Annotated in this window: 15 protein-coding genes; 7 read left to right on the top strand and 8 right to left on the bottom strand. The window is 42.0% G+C overall.

Features of this window, described 5'->3' with window-relative positions; genetic code table 11:
• Positions 1–29 precede the first annotated feature (29 nt).
• From ispD to V7L12_RS12065, 3 genes are all read left to right on the top strand, one after another.
• Positions 30–713 carry a 2-C-methyl-D-erythritol 4-phosphate cytidylyltransferase gene (ispD, locus tag V7L12_RS12075; RefSeq protein WP_335084481.1) on the top strand — a complete coding sequence of 228 codons (684 nt, stop codon included), beginning with the start codon at positions 30–32 and terminating at the stop codon, positions 711–713.
• Positions 714–928: 215 nt separating this feature from the next.
• Positions 929–1,471 carry an SMC-Scp complex subunit ScpB gene (scpB, locus tag V7L12_RS12070; RefSeq protein WP_094347413.1) on the top strand — a complete coding sequence of 181 codons (543 nt, stop codon included), beginning with the start codon at positions 929–931 and terminating at the stop codon, positions 1,469–1,471.
• 171 nt (positions 1,472–1,642) lie between these two features.
• Positions 1,643–1,990: a DUF760 domain-containing protein gene (locus V7L12_RS12065; RefSeq protein ID WP_094347414.1), complete on the top strand. Its 348-nt coding sequence runs from the start codon at positions 1,643–1,645 to the stop codon at positions 1,988–1,990.
• Between the two features lie 101 nt (positions 1,991–2,091).
• On the opposite strand, the gene V7L12_RS12060 is transcribed toward V7L12_RS12065, so the two are convergent.
• Positions 2,092–3,300 carry an HhoA/HhoB/HtrA family serine endopeptidase gene (locus tag V7L12_RS12060; RefSeq protein WP_335084480.1) on the bottom strand — a complete coding sequence of 403 codons (1,209 nt, stop codon included), beginning with the start codon at positions 3,298–3,300 and terminating at the stop codon, positions 2,092–2,094.
• Positions 3,301–3,531: 231 nt separating this feature from the next.
• Between V7L12_RS12060 and V7L12_RS12055 the strand changes: the two genes are divergently transcribed.
• Positions 3,532–4,425 (top strand): LysM peptidoglycan-binding domain-containing M23 family metallopeptidase, encoded by an 894-nt coding sequence (locus tag V7L12_RS12055; protein WP_335084479.1) that lies wholly within the window; start codon positions 3,532–3,534, stop codon positions 4,423–4,425.
• A gap of 119 nt (positions 4,426–4,544) precedes the next feature.
• Here the strand turns inward: V7L12_RS12055 and V7L12_RS12050 are convergent, their stop codons facing one another.
• The 3 genes from V7L12_RS12050 to V7L12_RS12040 are packed head-to-tail and all read right to left on the bottom strand — an operon-like array spanning position 4,545 to position 6,139.
• Entirely contained in the window at positions 4,545–5,582 is a 1,038-nt protein-coding gene (locus V7L12_RS12050; protein ID WP_335084478.1) for an isochorismatase, read from the bottom strand.
• Positions 5,583–5,642: 60 nt separating this feature from the next.
• Entirely contained in the window at positions 5,643–5,924 is a 282-nt protein-coding gene (locus tag V7L12_RS12045) for a type II toxin-antitoxin system RelE/ParE family toxin (RefSeq protein ID WP_335084477.1), read from the bottom strand.
• On the bottom strand, positions 5,921–6,139 hold the full coding sequence (locus tag V7L12_RS12040) for a hypothetical protein (protein ID WP_335084476.1): 219 nt from the start codon (positions 6,137–6,139) through the stop codon (positions 5,921–5,923). Before V7L12_RS12040 ends, V7L12_RS12045 begins: the two co-directional genes overlap by 4 nt.
• 119 nt (positions 6,140–6,258) lie before the next feature.
• Here V7L12_RS12040 and V7L12_RS12035 point away from each other — a divergent pair, with 119 nt between their 5' ends.
• The 3 genes from V7L12_RS12035 (at position 6,259) to ctpC (ending at position 10,555) form a co-directional block, all read left to right on the top strand.
• Positions 6,259–7,458, top strand: coding sequence for a pentapeptide repeat-containing protein (locus V7L12_RS12035; protein ID WP_335084475.1), 1,200 nt, complete (start codon positions 6,259–6,261; stop codon positions 7,456–7,458).
• A 318-nt stretch (positions 7,459–7,776) separates the two neighbouring features.
• Positions 7,777–9,003, top strand: coding sequence for a (E)-4-hydroxy-3-methylbut-2-enyl-diphosphate synthase (gene ispG, locus V7L12_RS12030; RefSeq protein WP_335084474.1), 1,227 nt, complete (start codon positions 7,777–7,779; stop codon positions 9,001–9,003).
• Between the two features lie 268 nt (positions 9,004–9,271).
• Positions 9,272–10,555 carry a carboxyl-terminal processing protease CtpC gene (gene ctpC, locus V7L12_RS12025; protein WP_335084473.1) on the top strand — a complete coding sequence of 428 codons (1,284 nt, stop codon included), beginning with the start codon at positions 9,272–9,274 and terminating at the stop codon, positions 10,553–10,555.
• Positions 10,556–10,633: 78 nt separating this feature from the next.
• On the opposite strand, the gene V7L12_RS12020 is transcribed toward ctpC, so the two are convergent.
• From V7L12_RS12020 to V7L12_RS12010, 4 genes are all read right to left on the bottom strand, one after another.
• Positions 10,634–10,819 (bottom strand): DDE transposase family protein, encoded by a 186-nt coding sequence (locus tag V7L12_RS12020; RefSeq protein ID WP_335084472.1) that lies wholly within the window; start codon positions 10,817–10,819, stop codon positions 10,634–10,636.
• Positions 10,820–11,077: 258 nt separating this feature from the next.
• Positions 11,078–11,284 carry a DUF6887 family protein gene (locus V7L12_RS12015; protein WP_442947885.1) on the bottom strand — a complete coding sequence of 69 codons (207 nt, stop codon included), beginning with the start codon at positions 11,282–11,284 and terminating at the stop codon, positions 11,078–11,080.
• A complete protein-coding gene (locus tag V7L12_RS33180) occupies positions 11,284–11,487 on the bottom strand; it encodes a DUF6888 family protein (protein ID WP_442947884.1) in 204 nt (67 codons plus the stop codon). Before V7L12_RS33180 ends, V7L12_RS12015 begins: the two co-directional genes overlap by 1 nt.
• Before the next feature lie 440 nt (positions 11,488–11,927).
• Entirely contained in the window at positions 11,928–12,530 is a 603-nt protein-coding gene (locus tag V7L12_RS12010; protein WP_335084470.1) for a hypothetical protein, read from the bottom strand.
• Positions 12,531–12,647: the final 117 nt, after the last annotated feature.

Raw genomic sequence — 12,647 nt, 5'->3', positions numbered from 1 at the left:
AATATATAGCTTAAAGATAGAGGAATTCTGTGTATTTACTAATTCCAGCTGCGGGAATAGGAAAAAGAATGGGGAGTAACCGCAATAAACTCCTGCTAGTCGTGCGATCGCAACCAATTATTGCTTGGACTTTATTAGCCGCAGAAGCCGCCAGTACAATCAGTTGGATCGGGATTATTTCTCAGTCTACCGATTGGCCAGAATTCAAAGCAATTATCGCCGATCTAAAGCTGACTAAACCAGTGGAATTGATTCAAGGTGGCTCCACCCGCCAAGAATCTGTTTACAATGGCTTACAATCTCTGCCAATAGCCGCAGAACAAGTGTTGATTCACGATGGTGCTAGATGCCTGGCCACACCAGATTTATTTAACTCTTGTGCCGAGGCCATTCGCCACTGTTCCGGTTTAATTGCTGGTATACCCGTCAAAGACACCATCAAAGTTGTTGATGAACAAGGCATAATTCAAGAGACACCCGACCGACGACAACTATGGGCGGCACAAACTCCCCAAGGATTTGATGTCAAGTTGTTGAAACAGTGCCATGCTGAAGGAGTCCGTCAAGGTTGGGAAGTAACAGACGACGCCGCCTTATTTGAAAAGTGCGGCATCGAAGTCCGAATTGTCGAGGGAGAGGAGACAAATTTAAAAGTGACCACTCCACAAGATTTAGCGATCGCAGAATTTATTCTCACAAGTAGAGGCTTTTGAGGGAGCGGGGGAGTGAAGAAGGGAATAGGGTACAGATTATAGGGTATAGATTATTCCCTATCACTTGTTACCTCACCCTAATCCCAATGCCAAATTTGAAAGTTTAAAAAAATACTTTGACAATTTACGATATAATGCCACACACTTGTTGATTGTTAGTTGTCATGTACTAATGACCAATGACTAATAACCAATGACTAACGATTAATGACTAAATGATTACAGCCACAGCGACGAAGATAGAAGCAATTCTCTATTTAAAGGGTAAACCCTTGTCGCTCGGCGAAATCGCCGAGTATGCCGCGTGCGATCGCGCTACTGTCAAAGAAGGCATAATTGAACTCATGGACAACTATGCCCACCGAGATAGCGCCCTAGAGGTAATAGAAACCCCAGATGGTTACAGTTTGCAACTACGGTCTGACTTTCATGATTTGGTGCAAACGATGATACCAGTAGAATTGGGTGTAGGTGCATTGCGGACTTTGGCCGCGATCGCTCTTAATAGTCCCATACTTCAGAGCGACCTGATTAACCTGCGCGGTTCGGGAGTATATCAACACGTTCCAGAACTCGTCGAACTTGGTTTCATCCGCAAGCGCCGAGACAGCGATTCTCGCTCCTACTCACTCCAAGTAACCCCAAAATTCCATCAGTATTTTCAAATCGAACAACTCCCGCAAATACTTTCTACCAGTCAAAAAGAAGAACAATTAGAACTAGAACTAGAACTAAAGGCAGTGGCGAGTGGGGAGTAAAGAAGGCAATAGGGTAAAGGTTACAGCGTGCAGATTATTCCCTATAACCTGTCATCTGTCATCTCTCCCCTAATCCCACTTCCTTCCTTTTGACTTATACTCGTGGTGAATGCGCTAGCCTTGTACTATGGTTTAGAGTAGAGTTAGCAATTAAGCTAAATAAAACTGCCAATGGTGTTTAATCCTGACTTTTTGAACGACAACTCTGAGGAACACCCTAATCAACTTCTTTCCGACCACTCTGAGGAATACCCTAATCAGTTACTCAAATATCTACAGCATCAGTCTCCTGATGTTTTAGCTAGGGTTGCTCAGTCCGCCAGTCCCGAAATTAAACAAATCATCTCGCAAAATGTCCAAGGGCTAGTGGGAATGCTCCCCGCAGAAAATTTCAACGTGCAAATCACAACAGATCGGGAGAACTTAGCTGGGCTTCTAGCATCAGCCATGATGACAGGGTATTTTCTGCGCCAGATGGAACAAAGAATGCAGTTAGAGCATTTGTCTAATGGCCAATAATTAATAGTCAGTAGTCAAACATTCTGGAACTATTGACCAAATAATTAATTACTAATTCGTAATTCGGAATGACGCTCTCTAGGAATTACGAATTATTTTGACTACTTCTTTTCAGGATAAACTCCTGATTGGACTTTGAAGGTTTGAGCTTTACCGCTGCGGTTGACTTCGATCGCTATTATGTCTCCAACTTTGCTAGACTCTACCAGCCTCTGAACTTGGGCTGAAGTTTTGACTGGTTTACCGTTAACTTTTTGAATCACGTCTCCAGGAAGCAGTCCTCCACGCTTGGCTGGGGAATCATCTGTGACTCCTTTAATCACAATTCCAGCATCCTGCTGAATGTTGAGTTGATTTTCTTGATTAATCTGCTGTTTTCTGATGGGAGAAAGGTCCGCCATTTCAATACCCAAGAAAGGATGTTCCACACGCCCTTTAGTAAAAAGTTCATTAGCGATGCGGGCGGCGGTTTCAATGGGGATAGCGAAACCAAGTCCTTGAGCATCAGCGCGAATGGCAGTGTTAATACCAATCACTTCCCCTTGGGCGTTTAATAAGGGGCCACCAGAATTACCAGGGTTAATTGCGGCATCAGTTTGGATAAAACTGACTCGCTTATCTGGGACACCAACTTGAGTGCTAGTGCGATCGGTAGCGCTGATGATGCCGATAGTAACAGTATTATCTAAACCTAGAGGATTGCCAATAGCGATCGCCCATTGTCCTGGGATCAGGTTTTGCGAATTGCCCAGTTTTACTGTCGGCAAATCATTCGCTTTTATTTTTACCACCGCCACATCTGTCACAGGATCAACTCCTACCACCTTCCCCTCTAGACTCCGACCATCCTTAAGGGTAACTTGTACTGTATCTGTATCTGCCACTACATGAGCGTTGGTAAGTAATTCCCCATCTTCGCTCAAAATAAATCCCGATCCTGTACCGCGTTCAATGCGTTCTTGAGGAATTGGTTGGTCATCCTCTCCAAAGAATCGCCGCAAGAGGGGATTTTTCAAGGCGTCAGAGATGGGATTGGCTACTTTGCGAGTGGCATTAATTCGTACTACAGCCGGGCCAACTTTTTGCACTGCTGTCGCAATAAAATTCACGTTATCGCCACCAGTAGGCCCAATAGCTCCGTTAGGAGAATTCGGAACTATGGATTCTGGAGGCGAAGCCATTGTTACATTTTTTAACTGTTGGAACGAGCGATTTTGTGGCAGGAGATAGCGACTGCCAAACAAACCTGCACCACCGCCAATTACCAGTAAAAACACATAAACCGCCAGTTGCTTTAAGGATAACTTCATAATTGTTTTGCTCAAGAACAGCAATGCAGTTGCTAATTTCTAAGTGTAGTCAAGCGAACGGCAAGTGGACAGATCAATTTACGAAGAATTGGGTATTGGGCATTGGGCACAAGAGAAGAGGCGGAGGGGAAGACTTACTCCAACTTCCCTTCTGCTCCCCTGCTCCTCATCTCCCCACTCCCCACTTTTCCCATCTAAAATCTAAAGTTAATGCGCTCTTGACCTGTATACATGACTCTACCCTTTCGTCAACTGTTTCTCTGTAGCTTAGTTAGCGCCTTGGGCCTAGTAAGCATACTGCCATACTCAAACAGTGTTAATGCTGCTGTGGGTGGTTGCTCAACTCCAGCCCTATCTCGCTTCCAACGCCATAAAGTTGTTCGTGGCGAAACTTTGGAGAGCATAGCGCAGCGCTACAATCTCATTCCGACAACTATTATCGGCATGAATCCAACTTTGCAGAACGGTGCAGCTGCCGCCGTTGGTAGTGTGCTTCAAATTCCTCCCTACAATGGGATTGTAGTCGAAGTGCCTCGCGGTCAAACTTGGCGACAAGTGGCGGCACAATACAAAGTTCGTGCTGATAGCCTTTTTGAGGTGAATGGCTGTCAACAAAACCCCAGAATCGTGTTTGTTCCGGGGGTAAATTGGTCGCCTAATGGTGTTGTAACTAAGTCCCCTTTACCTACTGATGCAGGTACACCAAACCGTGCATCTTTGTCTGGATATCCCTTAGCACAAGTGGCAACTGTAGGATTAGCTTACGGCTGGCAAATAAATCCGGCGACAAGTGAAGTTTTCTTCCATAGTGGTGTTGACTTATTAGCACCAGTTGGTACTAATGTGCAAGCGATCGCACCTGGAACTGTAGCCTTTGCCAGCAATCAAGGTTCTTATGGCAAGTTGGTCATTATTAACCACAGTGGCGGACTTCAAAGCCGCTACGCCCAGCTTGACAGTATCAAAGTTACTGTCGGTCAACAAGTGAAAAAAGGAGACTTATTAGGAACAGTAGGCACTAGTGGAAAACCAACATCCACTCAACCGCATCTCCATTTTGAAGTGCGTTCTAGCTCATCTCTGGGTTGGGTAGCGGAAGATCCTAAGGGTTATTTGAAGAAATGAGTATGTTTTTAAACGCAGAGGGACGCAAAGAGAAACGCATAGGCGCTTCGCCTTCCCGCAGGGTAGGATCGCGGAGTAAATCTCTGTGTTCCTCTGCGGAACCTTTGCGATCCTTTGCGTTAAAAAAAGGATGCTATATTTTCGCTAGATTTTACGATGTGCATTCCTGCTTCTGCAAACTTTGTAAATGCTGCATCTGCCTGTTCTGTATAGTCCACAATATCGGGGACAACAACGGGGGAAGTGCAATCTTCTAGCAGATAGATTTTTTTCGCCAGGGTAGCATCTACCTGTTTAATTTCTGTTAATAAATCGTCAATTGTCCAAGCGACACAGTGACTTTTAGCTTGACCACCAATAATTACTGCATCATATTCTAAAAGTTGTTTAATCAGCTGCGTATTCTTTTGAGCAAGTGGACGTTGTTCAAAATCTTCTAACACCTCTGGACGTAAGATGGAATAGTTTTCTGTTAAAGGATTTTCACCTTTAATTTCAAATTGCGTTTGACTCTGACGTGCAATGCCGTAGAAAAATATAGCTTCCTCTACCGATGAAACTAGAGCATGACCAATACCGCCCAACATAGAATGATAAGGCCAAACAGTCAGGGGATATTTACCGTCTTGACTGAGTTTTTTAAGATAATGGTAAGCGTGTTTTTCTAATAATTCATAATCCCCATTAGTAACACTGTTCGCAACTGCTGGGTTAACTTTCCAGATACCTTGTTTAATATCTGCTGGTGTGATGCTAGTTGCTGCTGGAGTCGGATGTTCTCCGGCAGTGTTCACCCAAAAAATCGGATGGAAGATTTGCGTTGCTGTGTGAGTATCTAAAGTTGGTACAATTTTCGTGATTATTCCCAAGTTTCGATAGATAAACTCAGATAATCTGACGTTATCATCCACCGCCGCATTCCCGGATTTTCCACCTACAAATAATTCAAAGCCGGGGATGCAGAAGGTGTTTTGGACATCAATTAACAGTAGGCAAATACGAGTTTTATCTAAAGATGCTGGGTTGATATCGTGTTGTTTTGCCCAGATTTCAGCTTCAGCAGCACGTTCTTGGTAAGATACGCGCCAGACTTCGCCGACTTTATCGGGATTAAAATGTGGGGGAATGGGTAGTTGGGTTATTATTTGGGTGTTCATCTAAAATCTGCACTTATTTTCTAATTGTTAGGCTTGCCTTAGTTAAAAATAATGGTGAATTCAGTAAACGTCATCGTGAGAACCTAAAGTTAGCAACAAAATTTCTTCTCCTGAATCAGGATTTGTAACAAATTTAAATAAAATTCGATTTTGATAATCAATTGAACATGAATATCTACCCGATGAATCACCTTTTAGCTTGTGACTACGTAAACTGACTTGAAATGGGTCTTCAGCTATTTGTTGTAATACTTGTTCAATTTGAGAACGTAACTCAGGATTTTTCTTGACTAGACGCTTAAAAGCACGAATAAAAGTAGGACTCCAAACCAAATTTTTCACTCGTCTAACTCCGCCATCAAATCTGCAACTGAACCACGCCGGACATTACCTTGAGCATAATCACTCTCTGCTTGCGCAACTTCTTTTAATAAGTCATCCCGTCGCTGTTGTTTGAGGCGCTTTTGGATAATATCTAGAAGAATAGCCTGAGCTTCTGGATCTAATGCTTCTACTGCTTCTATGGCTTTCTGGAATGTAGATGTTTTTTCTAGCATAAGCGTCAAAGAATTTGGTGATAAGTCTAATTTAGCTTGTGGTAAGGGCGATCGCTCCGAATATTCCTTATTTCATAGTATGTTTGTATTATAAAAACATAAATTTAGCGATCGCTCTTATGAATCGAGATGAATTACTGAGACGCTATGACGCAGGTGAAAGAGACTTTTCAGGAGTTGACCTTAGTCGTGCTAATCTCTATGGAATTGACTTGAGCAGTGCAAATCTAAGTAGAGCTAATATCAGTCATGCTAACCTTAGTGATGCTAACCTTCAAAGCACTAATTTGCATCAAGCCGATCTAAGTTATACCAATCTAAGCTATGCCAATCTGAGTAATGCTAATTTGTATGGTGCTGAATTAGATGGTGCCGAACTGAGCAATACTAATTTAAGTCGTGCCAACTTACAAGGAGCATCAGAGATAAATGGTGGGAGCAATGTTAACCTGAGTGATGCCGATCTAAGACAGGCTACGCTAGCGGATGGTGAGTTGATAAACTCCAACTTGAGTCGAGCTAATTTAAGCCGTATTGACCTAAGTCATAATTATTATTTTGAATTAAAAAATGTCAATTTGAGTAGTGCCAATTTACAGTATGCCGATCTGAGGGGTATGGATTTAAGTAGTGTTGACCTCACAAATGCTGACTTAAGTTATGCAAACTTAATTGGTACTCTTTTAGTTGGAGCAAATCTTAGTGGTACTATCCTAAAAAATGCTCTCTATACAGATCCAGATTTACCTGCTGATATTGAACAACTTTCTCAAGCATACTTCATTGCTCCTGGCGTCAATTTGAGCAATGCCAACTTAACTAAAGCATGGCTGGAATACCAAGACTTGAGTGGTGCTGATTTGAGTCATGCAAACCTGAGTTATGCCAACTTAGAATATGCCAATATCATTGGTGCTAACTTGACTGGTGCAAACTTGAATAGTGCGAAATTGTCTAGGGCTATTTACAGTTCAAAGACAATTTTTTCACTTGAAATTGATTTAACTAAAGCAACCTACATTGGTGCTGGTGCAGATTTATCAAAGTCTCAATGTAATCTAAGAGGTTTTGACCTACAGAACTTTGACCTAAGCAATATAAACTTGAGAGGTCGCAATCTTAATAATGCTAATCTAATTGGTGCTAATCTAAGCAATGCTAACTTGAAGAATACTTCTTTAAAAAACGCTAATTTACAGCAAGCTAATCTCAGTTACGCCAATCTTGAACAAGCAGACTTGAAAGATACAAACCTTGAGGGTGCTATTTTTTACAATACAATCATGCCTGATGGTAGTATAAAGAATGATAATTTATAGTTAAATTATTGCAGGTTAGGTCATAGAATTACGATGGTATTGGTAGTATTTATAACTCAGCGATAAAGCGATCGCTTCCTTAAGTTTTCCTGCTGAACCCTGCGCGATCGCTACTCAAGCTACTCACTTAAAAAGATTTTCAGTAATATATCTTTACAAATGAGTAAAACTCCTCAATTGCTCTTGATTTCTTTGCCTGTATTATTTTCCATTTTTTTTCTACCTAATCGTCCAAAAAAGCGCTAGCTGTGGCAATCTGGGAAACAGAGATTTATTAAATCTGATATTTGAGCTACAGAAAATTTACCTAATCAGGTTATGCAAACTCTGCCCACAGTAGACACTTCAAGCATCACATTACCTCAAGCCACCTCTGATACAACTATCAAGCGGCGTAAAACCCGCCCTGTAAAGGTTGGTAATGTCACCGTTGGCGGGGGCTACCCCGTTGTGGTGCAGTCAATGATTAACGAAGACACTCTTGATATTGATGGTTCCGTAGCTGCTATTCGTCGTCTGCACGAAATTGGCTGCGAAATTGTCCGCGTCACAGTGCCGAGTATGGCTCATGCTAAAGCTTTAGGGGAAATTAAACAAAAATTAATAAAAACTTACCAAGACGTGCCAGTTGTGGCTGATGTCCATCACAACGGGCTGAAGATCGCCGTGGAAGTAGCCAAGCATATAGAGAAAGTACGGATTAATCCGGGCTTGTATGTGTTTGAAAAGCCAAACATCAATCGAACTGAATATACTAAAACCGAATTTGACGAAATTGGTGATAAAATCCGCGAAACCTTAGAACCTCTAGTAGTTTCTTTGCGTGATCAAGGTAAATCGATGCGAATTGGGGTAAATCACGGTTCCCTCGCAGAGAGAATGCTATTTACTTACGGTGACACCCCCGAAGGAATGGTGGAATCTGCTATAGAATTCATCCGCATTTGTGAATCTTTGGATTTCCGCAACTTGGTAATTTCCATGAAAGCCTCACGAGTCCCGGTGATGGTAGCCGCCTATCGCCTCATCGCCAAGCGCATGGATGAACTGGGTATGGACTACCCGTTACATTTAGGGGTTACGGAAGCCGGTGATGGCGAATACGGGCGAATTAAATCTACGGCTGGTATTGCTACCTTACTTGCTGATGGCATTGGCGATACAATTCGTGTCTCCCTTACAGAAGCACCAGAAAAAGAAATTCCCGTCTGCTACAGCATTCTCCAAGCTTTGGGATTGCGAAAAACGATGGTGGAATACGTCGCTTGTCCTTCCTGTGGACGCACTTTATTTAACCTAGAGGAAGTGCTGCACAAAGTTCGGGAAGCCACTAAACACTTAACTGGACTAGACATTGCGGTTATGGGTTGTATTGTCAATGGTCCCGGAGAAATGGCAGATGCTGACTATGGCTACGTTGGCAAAACACCTGGTTATATTTCTTTGTATCGTGGTCGAGAAGAAATTAAAAAAGTCCCTGAAGATAAAGGTGTAGAGGAATTAATTACCCTCATTAAGGCAGATGAACGCTGGGTAGATCCATAAAGGGAGCAGAGGAGCAGAGGAGCAGAAGGGCAGAGGAAGCAAGGGAAGATGATGGAGACAAGGAGAATAACCAATGCTCAATGCCCCATGCCCAATGCCCAATGCCCAATGCCCCATTCCCAAAAACTTTGTATGTTTTAACCACCAAGGTCGCCTGATTGTCAAGTATTTTGTTTAAATTAAGAATACATACTCGGTCTGTACAGTGGTAGCCTGTGTTAGATTGAGCATACTGACTATAAATTTTCCCTCTGACGCAGCTGTCATTATGGTGATTACAAAAAGTAGGCTTGTTTTGGGTGCTACGGCAGTTACACTCTCCACGATCGCTGTTACTAGCCTTGGCATTCACTCGCGAGGTCAGGCTTTATTTAAAGCAAGTCCTAAAGAATTAGTAGATGAAGTTTGGCAAATTGTTCAGCGCCAATATGTAGACGGTACTTTTAATCAGGTAGATTGGCAGGCTGTTCGTAAGGAATACTTGAGCAAGTCCTACAGTAATCCGCAGGATGCGTATAAGTCCATTCGGGAAATGCTGAAAAAGCTAGAAGACCCCTACACCCGGTTTATGGACCCATCGGAATTCAAGAATATGCAGGTCGATACCTCTGGAGAATTAATCGGGATTGGGATCACGATTAGTCAGGATGAAAAAACCAAGCAATTGGTTGTAATTGCGCCAATCGAAGATACACCAGCCTTTAAAGCTGGTGTTTTGGCAAAAGATATCATCCTCAAAATTGACGGCAAAGATACTAAGGGTATGGATACTAATCAGGCAGTATCCTTGATTAGGGGTGAAGCAGGATCGCAAGTCAGCTTGACAATTGGGCGCGACGGTAAGACAAAACAGTTTGACATTACACGGGCGCGAATTGAAATCCATCCAGTTAAGTTTTCTGAAAAGAAAACCCCAGCAGGAAATCTTGGTTACATCCGCTTGAACCAGTTCAGCGCCAATGCTGGTAAAGAAATGCAAATTGCCATCAAAGATTTAGAAAGCAAAAAGGTAGCTGGATATATTCTCGATCTGCGTGGTAATCCAGGCGGCTTACTTTTCTCCAGTGTGGATATTGCCCGGATGTGGATAGATAAAGGTAAGATTGTCTCCACCGTTGAACGCCAAGGAGAGGCAGAAAAAGAAGAGGCAAACGGAAAAGCTTTAACAACTAAACCATTGGTGGTATTGGTAGATAAAGGTTCAGCTAGTGCTAGTGAAATCCTCTCAGGGGCTTTGCAGGATAATAAGCGTGCTACTTTGGTCGGTACTCAAACCTTTGGTAAGGGACTAGTGCAATCGGTGCGTCCCCTGGAAGATGGTTCCGGATTAGCGGTGACAATTGCTCATTACTACACGCCCAATGGTACAGATATCAATCACAAAGGCATTTCGCCAGATGTGAAGGTGGATTTGACCAAAAAGCAGATGGAGGAATTGTGGCTCCATGAACGTGACAAACTCGCTACCCTAGCAGACCCTCAATTTGCTAAAGCGGTGGAAGTGATAGGTAAAAAAATTGCTGTTAAGGGTACACCTACAGCAGAAAAATGAAGAGTTAGGAATAAAGTTAAGAGTGAATCGTGAGGAGTTAGGAATAAAGACCGTCACTGTCAACTTCTAACTCCTAACTTAAACTGGTTGGCACTTTCCAGCCCTAATCAGTCCAACACGCCGAGCGATCGCTTCTTCTTGCGAATTAAAAGGTCCCCACTGTTCTATAATTTCTAAATTATCGTCGCCAACTTGGTCGCTGGGGATAATTTCACAGTTTCCAGCAGAACGCTTGACAAGATACCAAGTTTGTGAATCGCTCATATTTTAAATAAAAATTTTGTTTTTATAGTAAGAATTTTACGGCATACAGAAAATCTCTTCGCACTTACTGCTAAATCCGACATTCTGTAGGTGCGATCGTAGAACTCTGTAGCTTTTTTGCTGATACAATTTATATCTTGAATGCTTAAGGATAGTTTCTGTTGCTCACCCTAACTTCAATAATTTTTCTTTGTCTAATTCGCTACAAACTTACGCAAAGCTGTACTAAGCCTCAATTTAAACTATAAGCCATAGAAATCACTTAGCTCGATTGATTTTCTCTTTTAAAAGGGCTTCTACCTCTTTCTCAGGATTGTCAAGATCGAAAGGATAAGGGTGTTGTGTAGCAGAGTCACAACGACTCATCAAAACTTGCAATGCAGCCCGAAACGCTTCTTCCTCATTTCTATGTTTTGAAATATACTGTTTTAATTCAGTATTGGTCATTTGGTTGAGGTTCTGCATCATAGAACAAATTTCCAATTCCCATCTTGATCAATTATGACTGCAATCTCATCGTTTAAACCAGCTTGAATATAAAGCGTTTTCAACTTTTGGTCGTAGCGGAAAACTTGGATGGACTGGTACAGATTAGAAAGTAACTGGCAAAGGAATATCGCTGTATCCGATTGTTTCTGTGCTGGCAAGTAAAAAATTCCTGGAAACACACCAACCGTAGCTTATCAGAAAGGGTGCAGTGCGACACAAATACCAAGGCTGATAAGGTTAGATTTCGCTGTTGCTTGAGTTAATCTACCGACTCTGTAGACTACAAGAATGCGGAGTGGGGGAATTGAACCCCCATAGCGCCACTCAGGGTAAGAAGGTAAAGAACCTCTTTCAGACATCACGATGCTCACAGTACACTTTAGAGTAAATCGCCGTTCGATCTCCGCAGTAACGCTACTCCGCATGAACCGACTATCACATAGACAACAGGTGCAATCATAAGATCCTCCTTAATGTTCATGAAGAACAAGGCCCAATCCTGCACTGTTGAAACATCCTTAAGTACCTCTAGAAAAACCGTAATACCCACGACCTTTGGAAGGCATAGACACCAGCCACCCACATATAATAATTAGAAAATTATAGACTCAAAGTTAGGTTAGACGCAACTTCCAATTATTGATTTATAGTTTTTTATTGCCTGACAAAGCATTGCATGATTAAAGCTAATATTTGACCACGCTTTTATAGCTTGTTGAGTTATATTTTCATTACAATTAACTGAGACTCCATACTTCTCCATATCATCTTGGTCTAGCCATAGATAATCACCAATATCAGTCCTTTCCCAGTTATGTCCTTGCTCTAGAGAATTTGATTTGTAATGCTTACTAGTGAAATCGATAAACTCAAAAGGGGTGACTACTTGGTTTTCTCTACACAAACCAACAATCCAACAATGGTAACTTCCAGTATTAAAAGATGGATTGATTGCCCCAAAATTTACCCCTCTGTTTGCGTCTTCAGGATCAGATGCTACTCTTACAGAAATACTGCCTCCTTGAAGCGAGTAATAAAGAGTTTCATCTTTACTTACCTTCTGATATACAAATGTACAAACGTCCATACCAAGACCTGCATAGTATAGGCACAGACCATTAACTTTACAAGGAAGTCTATCGGAAAATGCTTGAACTGTTTGATGTATAGAAGTAGCAATTGCATTTTTGCGATTATTAGAAAGCTTTAGATCGTTTCCCATATTGCATAACCTGTTATCAAAAGTCAACTTTTGTGGAATGCTCCAAAGTACATGTTCTTTGTACGATTGTCAAACACTCTGTCAAATTGACTGAAAATAATAAAGTTATAAAGGATG

Source organism: Nostoc sp. (assembly GCF_036918245.1).
GTDB lineage: Bacteria > Cyanobacteriota > Cyanobacteriia > Cyanobacteriales > Nostocaceae > Nostoc.
Note: the sequence above shows the minus strand (reverse complement) of the source record. Positions and strands in the feature narration are given on the sequence as shown.